The 15,008-nt window shown below is 43.5% G+C and carries 18 protein-coding genes; 7 read left to right on the top strand and 11 right to left on the bottom strand.

From position 1 onward, the window contains the following. Nucleotides 1–94 precede the first annotated feature (94 nt). On the bottom strand, nucleotides 95–1,435 hold the full coding sequence (gene rlmF / locus AC3CH4_RS07015; protein ID WP_171307618.1) for a 23S rRNA (adenine(1618)-N(6))-methyltransferase RlmF: 1,341 nt from the start codon (nucleotides 1,433–1,435) through the stop codon (nucleotides 95–97). Between the two features lie 4 nt (nucleotides 1,436–1,439). Then, entirely contained in the window at nucleotides 1,440–1,937 is a 498-nt protein-coding gene (locus AC3CH4_RS07010) for a YgjP-like metallopeptidase domain-containing protein (protein WP_004734935.1), read from the bottom strand. A gap of 153 nt (nucleotides 1,938–2,090) precedes the next feature. On the opposite strand from AC3CH4_RS07010, the gene AC3CH4_RS07005 reads away from it, so the two are divergent. After that, a complete protein-coding gene (locus tag AC3CH4_RS07005) occupies nucleotides 2,091–2,327 on the top strand; it encodes a glutaredoxin family protein (RefSeq protein ID WP_004734934.1) in 237 nt (78 codons plus the stop codon). An 89-nt stretch (nucleotides 2,328–2,416) separates the two neighbouring features. On the opposite strand, the gene AC3CH4_RS07000 is transcribed toward AC3CH4_RS07005, so the two are convergent. Continuing rightward, a complete protein-coding gene (locus AC3CH4_RS07000) occupies nucleotides 2,417–3,289 on the bottom strand; it encodes a LysR family transcriptional regulator (RefSeq protein WP_054546429.1) in 873 nt (290 codons plus the stop codon). Between the two features lie 110 nt (nucleotides 3,290–3,399). Between AC3CH4_RS07000 and AC3CH4_RS06995 the strand changes: the two genes are divergently transcribed. Together AC3CH4_RS06995 and AC3CH4_RS06990 are read left to right on the top strand one after the other, a co-directional pair. Next, the gene (locus AC3CH4_RS06995) at nucleotides 3,400–4,599 is read left to right on the top strand and encodes an MFS transporter (protein ID WP_488543531.1); all 1,200 of its coding nucleotides are present in this window, start codon (nucleotides 3,400–3,402) and stop codon (nucleotides 4,597–4,599) included. Nucleotides 4,600–4,684: 85 nt separating this feature from the next. Continuing rightward, the gene (locus AC3CH4_RS06990; protein WP_009846920.1) at nucleotides 4,685–5,251 is read left to right on the top strand and encodes a DUF1415 domain-containing protein; all 567 of its coding nucleotides are present in this window, start codon (nucleotides 4,685–4,687) and stop codon (nucleotides 5,249–5,251) included. A 16-nt stretch (nucleotides 5,252–5,267) separates the two neighbouring features. Here the strand turns inward: AC3CH4_RS06990 and AC3CH4_RS06985 are convergent, their stop codons facing one another. Beyond that, complete coding sequence (locus tag AC3CH4_RS06985) at nucleotides 5,268–6,338, bottom strand: sensor domain-containing diguanylate cyclase (protein WP_488543530.1); 1,071 nt, start codon at nucleotides 6,336–6,338, stop codon at nucleotides 5,268–5,270. Nucleotides 6,339–6,551: 213 nt separating this feature from the next. On the opposite strand from AC3CH4_RS06985, the gene AC3CH4_RS06980 reads away from it, so the two are divergent. Next, nucleotides 6,552–7,127 carry a nucleoside triphosphate pyrophosphohydrolase family protein gene (locus tag AC3CH4_RS06980; protein ID WP_488543529.1) on the top strand — a complete coding sequence of 192 codons (576 nt, stop codon included), beginning with the start codon at nucleotides 6,552–6,554 and terminating at the stop codon, nucleotides 7,125–7,127. 224 nt (nucleotides 7,128–7,351) lie between these two features. Here the strand turns inward: AC3CH4_RS06980 and AC3CH4_RS06975 are convergent, their stop codons facing one another. From AC3CH4_RS06975 to gntH, 5 genes are all read right to left on the bottom strand, one after another. Next, nucleotides 7,352–7,840 (bottom strand): GNAT family N-acetyltransferase, encoded by a 489-nt coding sequence (locus tag AC3CH4_RS06975; RefSeq protein WP_473577502.1) that lies wholly within the window; start codon nucleotides 7,838–7,840, stop codon nucleotides 7,352–7,354. 311 nt (nucleotides 7,841–8,151) lie between these two features. Next, nucleotides 8,152–8,331, bottom strand: coding sequence for a hypothetical protein (locus AC3CH4_RS06970; protein WP_076645851.1), 180 nt, complete (start codon nucleotides 8,329–8,331; stop codon nucleotides 8,152–8,154). 170 nt (nucleotides 8,332–8,501) lie between these two features. After that, entirely contained in the window at nucleotides 8,502–9,059 is a 558-nt protein-coding gene (locus AC3CH4_RS06965; RefSeq protein WP_488543528.1) for a hypothetical protein, read from the bottom strand. Between the two features lie 185 nt (nucleotides 9,060–9,244). Beyond that, entirely contained in the window at nucleotides 9,245–9,760 is a 516-nt protein-coding gene (locus AC3CH4_RS06960) for a hypothetical protein (RefSeq protein WP_171327300.1), read from the bottom strand. A 124-nt stretch (nucleotides 9,761–9,884) separates the two neighbouring features. Further along, entirely contained in the window at nucleotides 9,885–11,510 is a 1,626-nt protein-coding gene (gene gntH, locus AC3CH4_RS06955) for a guanitoxin biosynthesis MBL fold metallo-hydrolase GntH (protein WP_473577498.1), read from the bottom strand. A gap of 193 nt (nucleotides 11,511–11,703) precedes the next feature. Between gntH and AC3CH4_RS06950 the strand changes: the two genes are divergently transcribed. From AC3CH4_RS06950 to AC3CH4_RS06940, 3 genes are all read left to right on the top strand, one after another. Next, nucleotides 11,704–12,543, top strand: a complete 840-nt coding sequence (locus AC3CH4_RS06950) for a LysR family transcriptional regulator (RefSeq protein ID WP_372243860.1) — start codon at nucleotides 11,704–11,706, stop codon at nucleotides 12,541–12,543. A 98-nt stretch (nucleotides 12,544–12,641) separates the two neighbouring features. Continuing rightward, a complete protein-coding gene (locus AC3CH4_RS06945; RefSeq protein WP_102483264.1) occupies nucleotides 12,642–13,361 on the top strand; it encodes a hypothetical protein in 720 nt (239 codons plus the stop codon). A gap of 59 nt (nucleotides 13,362–13,420) precedes the next feature. Next, nucleotides 13,421–13,639, top strand: coding sequence for a hypothetical protein (locus AC3CH4_RS06940; protein ID WP_102511365.1), 219 nt, complete (start codon nucleotides 13,421–13,423; stop codon nucleotides 13,637–13,639). 112 nt (nucleotides 13,640–13,751) lie between these two features. On the opposite strand, the gene cydX is transcribed toward AC3CH4_RS06940, so the two are convergent. Then, nucleotides 13,752–13,853 carry a cytochrome bd-I oxidase subunit CydX gene (gene cydX / locus AC3CH4_RS06935; protein WP_017083482.1) on the bottom strand — a complete coding sequence of 34 codons (102 nt, stop codon included), beginning with the start codon at nucleotides 13,851–13,853 and terminating at the stop codon, nucleotides 13,752–13,754. Between the two features lie 10 nt (nucleotides 13,854–13,863). Further along, entirely contained in the window at nucleotides 13,864–15,000 is a 1,137-nt protein-coding gene (gene cydB / locus AC3CH4_RS06930) for a cytochrome d ubiquinol oxidase subunit II (protein ID WP_473577495.1), read from the bottom strand. Nucleotides 15,001–15,008: the final 8 nt, after the last annotated feature.

Genomic DNA, 15,008 nt, shown 5'->3' with positions numbered 1-15,008 from the left:
TAGAGTCGATGCGATAGATATAAAAACGGGTTTGTTGCGTTAACAACAAGCCCGTTCGTAATATCAACTTAATATCTTAACTAAGTACAGTCTGTTATTTAAGCGCAATCCACTCTTGTCTTTGTTCGTCGTCCATAAAGGTCCATGCGATAAAGCGACTCACCTTCTGGCCTTGTGACATCTCAACCACTTTTACTTGTTTAGCTCTCAGCTTGCCAAGCTCTGAACGAACCATATCAACGTTGTCTTTCTTAGAGATCAATGTCGTAAACCACAATACTTGAGTAGCAAAAAGCTGGCTCTCTCTCGCCATCTTCATGATGAAAGCTGCTTCACCACCCGGACACCAAAGTTCAGACTTTTGGCCACCAAAGTTTAAGGTTGGTTTCTCTTGCTTAGTTGATTTGTCTAACTTAACTGGCTTCTTGTTCGTTTCTGGCTTGAACGACTGACCGGCTTTCTTAGCACGGTTTGCCGCTAGGTTATCCAGTTTACGTTGTGATCCCTTTTCCGCCTCTTCTAGAGAGCTATGGAATGGAGGGTTACAAATTGTGACATCGTAACGTTCATTATCCTTAATCACGCCCTTAAAGATAGATTCTGAGTCGGCTTGCAGGCGAGCTCGAATCTTACCTTTTAGATTAGGGTTACTTTCCGCAATGAAGTTCGCTGTTTTGATGGAGACTGAATCGACATCAGTACCTGTCCAGCGCCACTTATACTCTGTCGCACCAATGATTGGGTAAATACAGTTTGCACCAACACCAATATCTAGTGCTTTCACAGAAGCATGATTATAAGGTTCACCTTGGCCATCGCTATTAAGGATATCTGCCACTCGGTGAATGTAGTCTGCACGGCCAGGAATTGGCGGGCACAAGTAACCAGCAGGAATATCCCAATGCTTAACGCCATAGTGATGCGCCAGTAAAGCCTTGTTAAGTAGCTTAACGGCTAATGGATCAGAGAAATTAATGGTGTCTTCGCCCACCGGGTTCTTGATCAGGTGTTCTTTTAGCTCAGGCAATGCTGCAACCAATAACTCGAAGTCATAACGACCTGTATGTTGGTTTCTTGGGTGCAATCCACCTTGGGGCTTTTCAGTCGAGCGTCTTTTCTGGGCTGCGTTTTTGTTAAAAGCAGTTTTATTGAAAGAACCCTTATTCGATGATCCTTTATTCGCACCCGGTTTACCTTTGCTATCTTTTGCAAAAGGTCGCTTTGCTTTGTTGTTGTCAGCACCTTTGGGAGCACTGTTTTTGCGGTCTGATGTGTTCTTTGTAGAAATACGCTTGTCGCTGCTTGGCTTGCCGGAATTTGGCTTAATATCACCGTGCTTACGGTTACCTTGATCAGCTTGGTTGTCTTTTGTTTTTGTTGATGAGGTACTGTTTTTCGACAGGCTTAGCGTAGTTCTATTTTGTGATTGGCTCATTGGGCTACTTCTTTAAGTCTAAATACATCATGAATAAACGGGCATCTAACTCAAGTTGATGATATTCCGGCTCCATGTGACAGCATAGTTGGTAAAAGGCTTTGTCGTGTTCTTTCTCTTTGATGTGCGCCAGTTCATGCACCACCAGCATTCTCAGCAAAGGTTCTGGTGCATTTTTAAAAACACTGGCGATACGAATCTCGTTCTTCGATTTGATCTTTCCACCGTGATTCTTCGCGACGTAAGAGTGCAGACCTAATGCATTATTAATTAGGTGTATCTTGCCGTCGTAAATCACTTTACTGATCGGTGGCGTTTTTTTCATGTAGCGATTTTTAATCTCAATCGCATAGTCAAACAGGGCTTTCTCGCTTTTGATTTCATGATTCTTTGGGTAGCGAGCTTCAAACCACGGCACCAATTTACCTGATTCAACAAGTTGAGTTACCGGGTCGAGAATGTGCTTCGGGTAGCCTTGAATATAGCGTAAAGAAGGATGCATGCTGAAAGACCGTACAAGTTACACCACGACAATATGTTGTGGTCTTGAAAATTGAGCCGCATAGTGTAACTGATCACACTTTTCTAATCACCTAGGATTCGTTACACTTTAGCGAGATTCACCAAGAGCTACACTCAAAAAGAGATTGTAAAAATGAAACGTGTTGTATTGTACGTCGCAGACAAATGCCCGCACTGTAAAGATGCACAACGCTATTTGGATTCGAAGAAAATTGAATATCGCCTAACGAATGCAAAAATGCAGCGTGGCCGTAAAGAATTACAGGCGATGGGTGCTCGCTCTATCCCTGTGCTGAAAATCGGTGACCAAGTGATGGTCGGCTGGAATCAGAAAAACTTCGATAAGATGTATAACTCAAAGAACACCTAACGTGTTTTGAGCCAGTCATACTTCTATACAACAAAGCCCGCAGATCCAACCAAGGATGTGCGGGCTTTGTTTATTTAAATCTTACTCAATCACACATACCGCTTAACGAAATCAATAAAGGTTCTGTCGGCTTTCGACAAATACCCTTCCTTTCTCCAGGCCAACGATAGATTCAGTTTTACAGGGTCTTCAAATGGCACGCCTATCACGTCTTTTTCATATTCTGTCACTAAACTCAACAGCGCGGTGATCGCAAACTCTTGTTTAACGATAGAAAGAATCATCGGGAGCAAGTTGGTTTCAAACGCAATGGTCATATCGAGGTTGTATTTTTTACAAGTCGCATCGATAAAATCACGGTGAAAATAGCCCGATTTGAACATGATCAACTCTTGAGCAAAGAATTCTTCAAAGGTGATTGATGGTTGCGAAGCCAATGGGTGATCTTTACCTACAACGGCGACCATCTCAGAACTTAACAGATGATCAGTTTCCAAATCATCAGGGACGTTCTCATGATTAATTACACCAATATCGAGTTCGCCGTTTAACAGCATTTCACGAATCGATGCGGTGCCAGCATCAATCAACGTCAACTTTAGATTTGGGTATTGGCTCTTAAATGCCATCACGACTTGCGGGAAAAAGTAACTGCCCATCATACTTGGCGCCCCTAAACGTACCTCCCCTTTTTCTAGTCCCTTTAGTTCATTCATCGCGAGCTGAGCATCATCAAACTGCTGGGCGATTCGCTTTGCATGCTCAAACAGTACTTTGCCCTCCTCCGTTAAAGTGACGGATTTATCGCCTCGACGAAATAGAATCAACTCTAGTGTCTGTTCTAGTTTTTTAATGGAGATACTCAATGCAGGCTGTGCAATATACAACGCTTTGGCAGCCTGAGTGAAGTTACCAAACTGAGCAACAGCCAGAAAATGTCGAAGAGGTTTTGATTCAAGCATGTCGATATATTTTATATATGGGGGTGATAGCTTTAATATATTTCTTTAATCGAACCTGTACTGATAACTTGTTCACAAATAGCTTACTAACTCGCGCAGGCACAACGTCAATGTTTGATAAAGGCAGTCCTCAATACAAACGTATCACCCAATCATTGGCGATTGGTTCATTTATCATTTTCTGTAACCTTTACCTCTTTCAGCCTATCTTGCCGCACATGGCGGAGCACTTCCAAGTATCTGAAACTCAAATCAACTGGCTGTTTGCCGCGACAACACTTGGGCTTTCAATCAGTTTGGTGCCTTGGGCAATCGCTTCTGAAACCTTTGGTCGAAAACCCATTATTCTGTTCAGTCTGTTCGCTATTCCTTTGATTGGAGTGAGCATGGTGTTCACAAACACTCTACTACAACTTGTTATTGCCAGAGCATTCATGGGAATCGCAGTCGCTGCTTTTGCGGGCGTGGCGGTTGCCTATATGGTCGAAGAGTTATCACCCAAAGCATTCGCAGTCGCGATCGGCGGTTATATTGCAGCCAACTCATTGGGTGGAATTTTCGGACGTGTCCTTGGAGGTTTAATCACGGATTACTTTGACTGGCACGCTACGGTATTGTTTTTCGTGGTCGGCTCCTTAATCGGCGCTCTCTATATTGCGTATAGCCTGCCTGACCAACAAAACTTCAAACCTCAAAAAGGGTTGTTCTTTCATCATAACCGCTCGGTTGTGATGCACTTAAGAAACCGTACCTTGTGGCTCGCGATGTTGATTGGTGGCGCTAACTTCGCCCTATTCGTTAACCTGTATTCAGTTATGGGCTTTAGGTTGGTATCCGAACCTCACTCAGTGCCTGTGGGCTTAGCTTCACTGATATTCCTATGTTACTTGGCCGGTACGGTAAGCTCTAAGCTCTCCAACAAATGGACACTTCGCTTTGACCCGTTAAACGGTATATTGATGGGCGTGTGTATTAGCTTAATCGGAATGCTAATTTCTGCCGTCGACAAAGTTCCGTTCATGTTAGCAGGCTTGTTATTGATTAGTGGCGGCGCGTTCTTCGCCCATACCCTTGCCTACTCTTGGGTAAGTCAAAAAGCACCAAGCGCTAAGGCGACAGCAACCGCACTTTACTTGGTTCACTATTATATTGGCGGGAGCTTAGGTGGTTTCTTACTCTTGTATTGCTGGCAACTGTTCGGTTGGAATGGCGTGATTGCGGGCGGTTCAATCTTCTATGTTGCGATATTTGCTTGGGTCTACCAATTAAAACAACTTCAAGTGTCAGCCTCTAAACTCGCACAAGCATAAGTGCGACTGAGGTTGTAACTCAATTATTGCTTTTGATTGACGTCCGTTCTGATATCCTACGCAAAATTTCATTTCGGAACCTGTTATGTCGAACACTCAAAGCACAGATCTTCAAACCATCCACGACCAAGTAAAACAGTGGTTAGACGATGTCGTTATTGGCCTAAACCTGTGTCCATTCGCAGCCAAGCCACAACGTAATAAACAGATTAAGATCTTTGTGAGTGAAGCAAATACGGAAGAAGCGTTGCTGGAAGACATCATGACGCATTTCGTAGAGTTAGATAACACGCCAGTCGCCGAGTTGGAGACAACTTTGGTGGTTGTACCTAACATGCTGCAAGATTTCTTCGACTACAACATGTTCATTGATTGGATTGAAGCGTTGATCAAGCAAGAAGATTGGGAAGGCGTTTACCAAGTGGCAACCTTCCACCCAGACTATTGCTTTGGTGGTGCGGATCCAGAAGACGATGAAAATCTGACTAACCGTTCTCCGTACCCGGTTTACCATTTGATTCGTGAAGCGAGTATGGAAAAAGTGTTGAAGCACTACCCTAACCCTGAAGCGATTCCTGATACCAACATCGCGAGAGTTGAATCTTTAACGCCGGAAGAACGTCGTCAACTGTTCCCTTACCTGTTCAGTTAATCGCTAACAAGATGGCTCATATTCCTGAGCGTTCTTGATGATATGGACGAGAAATGAACTGATCTCGTCCATTTTGTTTCGCAATGTACAGGCATTCATCGGCAACTTTGATGAGCTTATCTAACGCCGACATCCTTTCCCCTTTGGTATCCCCTGTACTCAACTCAAAATGACACGCGCCGATTGATATAGTGACAGGCTTTCTATCCAGTGTAATTTTCTTCATCTCTTTTAAAAGAGTCATGAACTTATCTTCAACACAACTTGGTGTTTTATTGGGGTACCAAAGAATGAACTCCTCGCCACCAAAGCGCGCCACAAATTCACCCTCTTGAGTGTTATTGCTCAGCACGTTCGCCACTTTCTTTAATACAACATCACCCATTTGATGACCATAAGCGTCATTAACCTGTTTAAAAAAGTCGATGTCGACAACGGCCAAGGTTCCCTTTCCTAAAGATCCTTTTAACTGCTCCACTTCTGCATTCAACGTTTTGAACAAGCAACGTCTATTTGGCAAATGGGTCAGAGGATCATACAGAGCTTGGTACTCTAGCTTCTCATTCAGCTCTTTGAGTTTTCGTTCTTGCTGTCTTCTAACCAGTTCCACTTCGATCCATGAGGCCATTAACCTCATAACGTCGATATCGAACTCTTTGAATTCACGATGATAAGGAGCCGGGCTTGAAAAGTTTAAGGTGCCATAAAGCTCATCATTAACGAAAATCGGGATGCCAATATAAGACTCTAAACCAAAAGACTGGTAAGCGGGATGCGTCGCATACTTATCGTGTTTGCCACAATGCTCTATGCAGATAGGACCAATCGATTTACAGGTAATTTCGCAATAGGTTGAACGATAATCGAAGATATCGCCACTATTGAGCTCAACCCCTTCAGGTGTGACAGAGTGTTCAACTAAGTAAGTATTACCCTCGACTTTAGATAAAATACCGATATCAAGGTTGAAGCGTTCAAGCCCCATGATAAGCAGCTGAGCGATCTGAATATCGAAGCCCTTCCGGTAATCATTGGTGATTTGATACAAGCGACGTATAACAATTTCGCTTTCACTGGCTTGGTTCATAAATGGAGTCCCACTGCAGCCGAAGTTAATGGCAACATTAATATTTAGTATATTAAGAAGAGTAAAGTGTAAAAAAACATAATAATCAATTGGTTTGTATGCAAAATACCTCATTGGTCCAATGAATAAAAGTCGACTTCTTCGACTTTGCGTTAGCACCCTATTCCTAGCTTTGGTAAAATAATCCATTAACGAAACAGAATGGATAGGAAAATGAACCTTTCTCAACTAAGCCAAGAAATCTACGATCACCTTTACCGCGACATTGAAGAGTTCCGCAGTACTTTTGATCTGCCTGTTGCTGCTCCTGAAACAATGGACGAAAAAGGCGATACGCTACATACCTCTCTAGCGATCGAAGAACTAACAGAACTTGCAGAAGCTGACTCTAAAATCGAACAAGCGGACGCTATTGTAGACAGCGTTTATGTTTTGATGGGGCGTCTGGTTCACCTTGGCCAAGCTAAGGTTGAAGACAATCTAGCAATCAGCTACCTGATCGACCTGCTATTGAATGTTTCTAAAAACCGCTCAATTGACTTCTTACCTTGCTGGGACGAAGTACACTCAAGCAACATGAGCAAAGTATGTCGCAACGAAGAAGAATACGTTGAAACAGAAGCTTTCTATGCTGAGCAAAACATCAAACTGATGGCGGTTCAAAAAGGCGAATACATCATCGCTAAGTGTGCGGAAGATTTCGTATCTGAAGGCAAGACAGTTCGCCAAGGTAAAGTACTAAAATCAGTACACTACCGTCCTGCGAACCTTGAGCCACTAACGGCTTAAGTTGCACTGAGTATGAAGCTGTTAAAACGAGCAGCTCACTAAAATAGCAAACGCCACGTTTAAATAACGTGGCGTTTTATTATCTGTCAGTTAATTCTAACTGTGTTAATCGTAGCTGTGTGCTAATTGTACCCGAGTGTCAATTGTAGCTTTGTGTTAAATGCAGCCGAGTGTCAGTTGCAGCTGTATGTTAATTGTAGCCAAGTGTTAATAGTAGCTAAATGCTATACCAGTCGCGCCATGTGATAAGCCGCCACATATTCGCCATTTCTGAAAGCGAACCCTGCGGACTCTCCTTCAATCACGAAACCGAACTTCTTATACAGGCTGATCGCTCTTTCATTATCGGTGTACACCGTTAACTCCATTCGCTTGATGTTAATCCAGTTATCACACAAGTCGATCGCGGTCGCGAGCAGCTGACTACCCACACCTTTGCCTAGCACATCGTCTTTAACACCCATACCAAATGAAGCCACATGTCGTCTTCTTGGATTCACACACACTTCCATTCCCAAGTTGCCAACAATCTGATCGTCGATCATCGCGACATACGAATACACGTTGTCAGGCATATTAGAGATTCGTTTTTGCCAGCTTTCCAGAGATGGATTTGGGAGTTGCAGCGTACCGGTATAAGCATTAGTGCATTCGTAAACTTCTTTGATTCCCTTTGCATCTGACGGTTCAGACCGTCTCACTATAATACTCATCGCAACTCCTACTATTTTCATCGCTAAATATGAAACACATCCTTAATGTGCACCTAGACACACTATCAAATAGTAAATATTTAACAATAGGTTAGATGAAATTGTTTTTATTTGCGCTGATGTGGGGAATGTATGTGGATGATCTGAAGAAGTAAATTTGAGGAATCAAGGTTAATTAAACTGGAGGTAATTCGATATGGGCATCTCGGGTGTGCCCACGCCGCCAAATCTATGGAATTAGTTAGCTTTGGTTCATCATGATCTAACTAATTCTGTTCTGGTTAATCATGAACTAGTTCATCTTGATCTAGTTAATCACGCTCACATTGAACTTGGATGACTTTAAGGTCTGTTGCATTTAGCTTCTCAGCTAGCGCTGCGCCTTCTTCATTACATTGCTCAAGAGTCGTAAATTGGGTGTTAACTTCCATTTCTGCTGTGCTGTCAGCGCCACCCATCATTAGGCTTAGAATCAGTGTTAGTTCGTACATAAAATAATCCTCTTTCGAGCTTTCAAAGCATCCATTCGAATAAGATAAAGTGACTAGAATCCGCCCTAATTCACTTGTTTCGTTTGAGATAATTCTAGTCATTCACTCGATTCGAGTCTTACCATTTTGTGCCAAGAGGTAACAAAGTAAGTACGCTTATCTTATTGGGCTTAGTTGATACTGAGTAAACGCCCTCGTTCGATATCTTGCTCAAGCACCTCTGGAGTCAAGTCGCCATGTCCATGGTGATCGTGATTATGGTTATGGTTATGGTTATGGTTATGGTTATGGTTATGGTTATGGTTATGGTTATGTCCATGATCGTGTCCGTGTGAATGACTTTGATGTTCATTTGATCTTTGAGCTAACTTATCTGAATCCAAATAAGTGTCAGTCAAATCAGCACAATAATCTTGAGTCCATAAGCGACGAGCGTCGTCATCACTCATGATTTGCTCAGCTTTAGGGCCCAACTTATCCATGTAGTACATCCCCAGCTCCTCACCTTCTACATTGGCGTAGTTGATAAGGTTCATAAACGCAGGCTCTTGATTCTCATCTGATAGATGACCATTTTTGTAACACACGGTTAGACCAATGATGTCGTCGCCAAGTTGCTCTAATGCAGGGTTAAAATGATTGTGACTGTGATTATGTTCGGCAGCGGCGACAAGCATTGGAGTAAGTAAAACACATGCGATAGCCAGTAGCTTAATGGTATTTTTCATGGGATAGACCTTCTGTATTTTCGAATACAAATTTGATTAGTTGGCTGACTTAGCTTCTTGTGAGATGAGCTAAGTTAAGGGGAACTTCAAGACCATTTCAGCCTGAGTACCCCTCTGTCTCACTACAAATAATCAATATGATTGGATAACGAGGCTCGATATAACGAGCGTTCTGTAGACAAAAATTACTTATCAACTACGATTCTTGCTGGTGCGATGGTGTAAGTCATTGGCTTCACCTCCCATTCACCTTTTTCTTCCAATGCAACCGCTAGTGCTTGCGCCTCTTCACATACCTTCGCTGGTTTTCCGTCAGCCCAGTATGATGGACCCGAGGTGTAGCCGCACATCACTGAAAACGTGTGTTGCCCATTCTTTGTGGTGTATTCCGTCATAATGACACCACCTTCTCCATGCGTTATTTTTAGCGAGCCTTCATCGGCGACATGCATTGCATCGGAAGGATTCGGTTTGACATACGTTGTGTAGGTCCCGCCATCTGACATGGATTGGTTGTCATACATGGTGTAGCCTTCTTTTTCTGAAGGTAAGGTCAGTTCGTAGTTAGGATCAATATCCGCTAAACGTTCTGAGTTATTCGTCGCACCAGGTTGATAGTTGTGAGCATTGGATTGTCCGTTAGCGAAAACAGACGCTGACACTAAAGATAGAATGACGACCGCTAAAATTGATTTTTTCATAATGAACTCCAGATATTCTAAGCAAAGAAGTTGTAAGCAATAGTTTTATGATTGAGTAAGAGAATGGGTTATTTACCTAACTTTTTAGGATGTGAGGGCAATATCAGCCCTCACTACAAATACCCTATTTGTTGTCTGCTCCTGATCCTTCACCAGGCTCAGTTGGACGACTGACCGATTTGCGCTCAAGATTGTGGTGAGCACGCACTCTATCCATGTATTCTTGCTTGGTGTTCATACCTTGCTTCATTGCTTCTGGTACTTGTTCAGCTGGGATCACGATGTCACGGTCGACTGGCCATTCAGTTAACAGCTCTGGGTGGTAGCCTTCTGGATAGTACAGTTTTGGATCCAACTCTAAATCACGAATCTCTTGTTCTTGTATGTCTTCACGGCTGTTTTTCGGTAATGGAATTCTAAAATCAGACCCATCTGCCAGATCAAATTGTGGCGCTCTCGCATTCGGGAAATCAGGCAAAATACCTTCACGAACCCACGCGTTATCTTTAGTCATGTTAACGACAATGCCATCTGGCGCACCGAAGTGGTAAGGCCCTTGCCAATGGTGGCGAACCTCAGCAACGGTTTCCTCATTGAGATATGGGTCGAATGTCATGTGCGTTGTCATGAACAAACGCGGTTGTACTTCATTCGCCACATAACCCGCCGCGTACGCTGGTGTATGGTGAGTATCAACGGTGTAACGTGCTAAGAATGGCGGCACACCTTGAATAATCGAAGACACACCAAACGTTTCGGTTTGCAGTTCAGTAATGAACAAGTCTGCGCCTTTTGCGTATTTCAAATCCAACTCGGTTGGGCGACCGTCTCCTGTCCAAACAAACGAAAGCACTCGACCGTCATCTTGAGTCCAATTCAAGCGGTAACCAGACGCGCCATCTTTTGCGTGACTGCGTCGCCAGTGAATCACTTCCACATTGTCTTGGTCATAGATAACGCCACCGTCGTCGCGGAAATCAAACTCGTGCACCACTATGTCGTTGCCTGATGGGAACACATCAAATGCATCGGTGTGCCAGTTCAACATTTGCTGCATGCCTTCAATCATATGACGAGTGCCATATTCTGGAGTCGCACCACTCGGGCCATAAATGTTAAGCGGCTTTTCCCAGCGACCATTCCAACCACCAAATTGATACAGGTAAGGTAACGAGCCGTAATGGTCTACGTGTAAGTGAGTAATGAAGATATGGTCGAGTTCATTCATCGCGACACCCGCCGCTACGTAGTTCGCAATTGACCCTTCACCTAAATCAAAGACAAAGTTAGAGCCGTTACCCAATTCTACGTATATTGAGGTGTTTGCTTGCCCCGGGCGAATCATTGGTGATGTCCCCATGAACGTGACACGCATTTCATCCGGTTGAACTTCTTCAGTTCGTGGGAACCAGTTGGCGCCCGACACCATGTGATCGCCATAAGGTGCAATGCCCTCAAACATTAGGCCTTCTTTCCAACCTGAATTGGTTTCTTTGCGATAGTCACCATTGTTTACACCGCCCATTAACACAGAAAGCACCTCTTCTTCTGAAGAGTACAAGTTCCCCTTAGGTTGAGTGCTCAGATACTCTTCAAGGGTTTCACCCTCGTGATATTCAAATTTCTCGAGTTTTTGAATATCAGAGTTAGTCTGCTTGGTGTTGTATTGCATCATTGGGTCAGCAGCAAAAGCGGTTGTCGTGATGATCATTGCTGTAGAGATGATTGATAATTTTGCGAAAGTTCTCATAGTTTCACCTATCGGTCTGAGTATTTAGTAAATGAATGAAGTTCCTTCCTCACTCCGATGCAAACAAGTTTATTAATAAACAGAACCTTGATATATAGTGTAAACTTTACTTAAAACCTCCATTTCATTTATGAGTTAATAACGATTCCACCATGATTTGGATGAGTGGCAATAAGAATAGAGGGAACTGAATTTGGACCTTAATCTACTGACGACATTTTTGGCCGTTTACAAACACAGCTCTATCACCGTGGCATCAGAGCAGCTCGATATTTCTCAACCCGCGGTAAGCGCGGCTATTAAGAGACTCGAAGGGGTCGTGGGCAAAGCTTTATTTGTGAGAGAAGGACGAGGTATCACGCCCACTGGAGCTGCGGTATCACTCGCTAACAAGATAGAAGACCCATTGAACATCATTGGAACGGTTGAGCAGCAAAAGAATGACCTTAAAGTCTATTGCACAGAGAGCTTGCTTCATTTCGTTAGCCAGGTTGAAGGCGTAAGCTTTACGGAAGCGCCGCTCGAAGAGGAAGAACTGTTTGATGCGCTTACTGCACAAAAAGTGGATATCGTCATTGATGTACTTTCGAGTAAGAAACACTCATTGATTGAAGAAACCATCGTCGATGAGGAGCCCGTGTGTCTGACTCGAATCAACCACCCTCGAATTGGTGAGACACTGAGTAAAGAGGAGTATTTCCAAGAGGAACATATTGCACTCAAGATCAAACGCGCCAACATGAACACGGTCGAGTTTTTATCAGAGAGCGATATCGAGCCGAGAAAAGTCAGAATTGAAACCAGCTCAATTTCAAGCATGCTGATTTTGGCAAGCACGACAGATTACATCGCCGCTTCTACTCGTTCTTTTGCAGAAATGCTCGCACCAGCGCTTGGCTTACGCGTTCACCCTATCCCCATCAAATTAAAACCGCTCACGTTTCGAATGCTCTATCACCGCCGTTATGCTAACGACGAGCAACACATCAAAACCCGTGAAGCAATCAAGTCAGCATTAAGAAAACATAAATGAAACTGAGGTTTTAACTAAAGTTAACCCTATTAATATAAATTCAGTTTAATCACATACTCTCCAGCAAGTTAATTCAATAGAACGACACTGGAGAATCCATGAAAAAGCTTAACCTTATTGCTCTACCACTTACGTTACTCAGCAGCGCAGCGTTTGCGACCTCGACTCAAGTTTACATCGAACAAAACGTTGCCTCTAATGCTGCTGATAACGGTGTCTACACCACAGAAGCTGGCGCATTAATCGATACCTCAGAAAATGGACAAGTCTATATAGGTTTTGATGACCAGGGTTGGCTAGCCGCGGGTTACGGCCACGACTTTCACATCAGCGAGTCTTTCACGTTCAACCTATACGGTGAACTCGGTAAATGGGACAACGGTGAAGAGTTATTAATCGAAGGTATTATCGATTATCAAGTGAACGACAACTTCAATGTATTCAGTGGATTGGGATATAACCAGTCAGGGCAAGTACTCGAGAATGTAAGCGACACCACGATTAACACCAATAAGTTCATCGCCGGTGCTGGGTACTCACTCGCAGGCTGGGATTTAGCTTACCAATACACTCACGAAAACAGTGATGGATCCAATGGCGGGTTTACCCACAACGATGACAACGTTATCTTTCATCAAGGCGACTACCGTACCAATGAACACGAAGTCGTCCTATCTAAGAGCATCGACGACTGGACACCCTACGTGAAATACACCTATTTCAACACTAACGAAGGTGACCTTTACTTGAACGGCCAATCGATGGGCCCGATCGACAACGACAGCATCATCACACTTGGTTTGTCTTACGACTTCTAAACATCTCAGATTCAATTCTCATAGGCAGATGGATTTGCCCACCTTTCGAGGGCACTACTATGAAAATTACTTCTCAACGTAACAAAGCCATTAATATCGCTGCAGCGATCAGTATCGTTTTGTTTTCTGCGATTCCCACCTACGCAACTGCTGATCACTTAGATTTCCATTATCTAGAAACCAGCTATCTAGACTCCTCCTTAGTCGAATTCATGACACCAGATTTTGATCAGGGGTATCTTAACGATGAGATTAAAGAAAACCTTATTCTGGAATAATTCGTCAACACATTACAAAACGTAAAAGACCAGAAACTCACGCTTCTGGTCTTTTTATAGCTCTGGTTTTCTTTATATAACTGCGATCTTCTTCTAGAGCCCTACTCAGCGATTAAGACTCCGTTTCTGAGTCACTTTTCTCTAAGCTAATGACATTCAAAACCGCAAATGCAGAGGCTAGGAATAAGCCTAATATCCAAACAAAATACCACATGAAAAACTCCTTAATACAGTGAATGGCCATTACGTTCGACATACTCGCTATCAAGTCGTCCAAACATGGTTCGATAACTGAACGCGGTATAACAAAGAATGATGGGGACCATCACAAATGCCACGCCTGTCATGATATTCAAGGTCAGTTCGCTTGAGGTGGAATCCCACAGCGTAAGGCTGTGACTCGGGTTAACGCTGGACGGGATAATGAACGGGAACATCGTAAAACCAGCCGTTAAGAGTATGCAAGCATTAGTCAGACTTGAGCTGATGAAAGCCAGCGCATCGCACTTTAATCTCGCACTCACTAGCGCCAACAGCGGAATGAGAACACTGCCGAACGGCGCCAACCACATCCAAGAATAAGTATCGAAGTTGGTTAACCAAGCACCTGTTTCTGCTATCGCTTGTTTGTTTAACGGGTTTGAAACAGCGCTATGGTTCAACTCACTGACAATCAAATAACCATCAATTTGGCTTATCGCTAAACCGCCAATGACCATCAAGCTAGCTACAAGTATCGCGCTCACCTGCGCAACCAATCTTGCCTTGTTGTATAGCGCATCTGTGGTTTTCATCATCAGCCAAGCACTGCCTTGCAACAACGCCATCAATAACCCAACCAGACCACACAAAAGCGCGAATGGGTTAATCAAATCGATAAACGACCCATGGTAATCAACCATAAGCAAACTATTGAGCGAGAAAGGAAGCCCCTGCATCAAGTTGCCAAATGCGACACCAAATAAAATGGGAGGAAAGAAGCCTGAGAACGAGATGGCTAAATCACACACTTTGCGCCATTGATCGCTATCTATTTTAGCTCTGTATTCCAAAGCTAAAGGACGTAACCACAAAGAAATAAGAACCAAATACATCGCCACATAGAGGCTTGAAAAAGATGTCGCATAAACCAGAGGCCAAGCCGCAAACAAAGCACCACCTGCGGTAATGAGCCAAACTTGGTTGCCATCCCAATGGGGTGCGATGGAGTTAATCATCACACGCCTTTCAGCGTTCGTTTTGCCAATAAACGGTAATAACGCCCCCACTCCCATATCAAAACCATCGGTGATCATAAAACCAATCAGCAGTACACCAATCAGAACCCACCAAATTAAACGTAATGTGTCATATTCGAACATGAGTCAGT

Source organism: Vibrio sp. QJM3NY_26 (genome assembly GCF_057786005.1).
The sequence above is the reverse complement of the archived record's forward strand: the minus strand, read 5'-3'. Positions and strand labels throughout refer to the sequence as shown.

What these genes read in the sequence shown, in the direction of transcription:
- AC3CH4_RS06980 (WP_488543529.1), top strand. Translation starts at nt 6,552, where the DNA reads ATGAACCTTTCTCAACTAAGCCAAGAAATCTACGATCACCTTTACCGC.
- gntH (WP_473577498.1), bottom strand. Translation starts at nt 11,510, where the DNA reads ATGAGAACTTTCGCAAAATTATCAATCATCTCTACAGCAATGATCATC.
- AC3CH4_RS06990 (WP_009846920.1), top strand. Translation starts at nt 4,685, where the DNA reads ATGTCGAACACTCAAAGCACAGATCTTCAAACCATCCACGACCAAGTA.
- AC3CH4_RS07005 (WP_004734934.1), top strand. Translation starts at nt 2,091, where the DNA reads ATGAAACGTGTTGTATTGTACGTCGCAGACAAATGCCCGCACTGTAAA.
- AC3CH4_RS06970 (WP_076645851.1), bottom strand. Translation starts at nt 8,331, where the DNA reads ATGTACGAACTAACACTGATTCTAAGCCTAATGATGGGTGGCGCTGAC.
- cydX (WP_017083482.1), bottom strand. Translation starts at nt 13,853, where the DNA reads ATGTGGTATTTTGTTTGGATATTAGGCTTATTCCTAGCCTCTGCATTT.
- AC3CH4_RS07010 (WP_004734935.1), bottom strand. Translation starts at nt 1,937, where the DNA reads ATGCATCCTTCTTTACGCTATATTCAAGGCTACCCGAAGCACATTCTC.
- AC3CH4_RS06965 (WP_488543528.1), bottom strand. Translation starts at nt 9,059, where the DNA reads ATGAAAAATACCATTAAGCTACTGGCTATCGCATGTGTTTTACTTACT.
- AC3CH4_RS06945 (WP_102483264.1), top strand. Translation starts at nt 12,642, where the DNA reads ATGAAAAAGCTTAACCTTATTGCTCTACCACTTACGTTACTCAGCAGC.
- rlmF (WP_171307618.1), bottom strand. Translation starts at nt 1,435, where the DNA reads ATGAGCCAATCACAAAATAGAACTACGCTAAGCCTGTCGAAAAACAGT.
- AC3CH4_RS06940 (WP_102511365.1), top strand. Translation starts at nt 13,421, where the DNA reads ATGAAAATTACTTCTCAACGTAACAAAGCCATTAATATCGCTGCAGCG.
- cydB (WP_473577495.1), bottom strand. Translation starts at nt 15,000, where the DNA reads ATGTTCGAATATGACACATTACGTTTAATTTGGTGGGTTCTGATTGGT.
- AC3CH4_RS06975 (WP_473577502.1), bottom strand. Translation starts at nt 7,840, where the DNA reads ATGAGTATTATAGTGAGACGGTCTGAACCGTCAGATGCAAAGGGAATC.
- AC3CH4_RS06960 (WP_171327300.1), bottom strand. Translation starts at nt 9,760, where the DNA reads ATGAAAAAATCAATTTTAGCGGTCGTCATTCTATCTTTAGTGTCAGCG.
- AC3CH4_RS06995 (WP_488543531.1), top strand. Translation starts at nt 3,400, where the DNA reads ATGTTTGATAAAGGCAGTCCTCAATACAAACGTATCACCCAATCATTG.
- AC3CH4_RS06985 (WP_488543530.1), bottom strand. Translation starts at nt 6,338, where the DNA reads ATGAACCAAGCCAGTGAAAGCGAAATTGTTATACGTCGCTTGTATCAA.
- AC3CH4_RS07000 (WP_054546429.1), bottom strand. Translation starts at nt 3,289, where the DNA reads ATGCTTGAATCAAAACCTCTTCGACATTTTCTGGCTGTTGCTCAGTTT.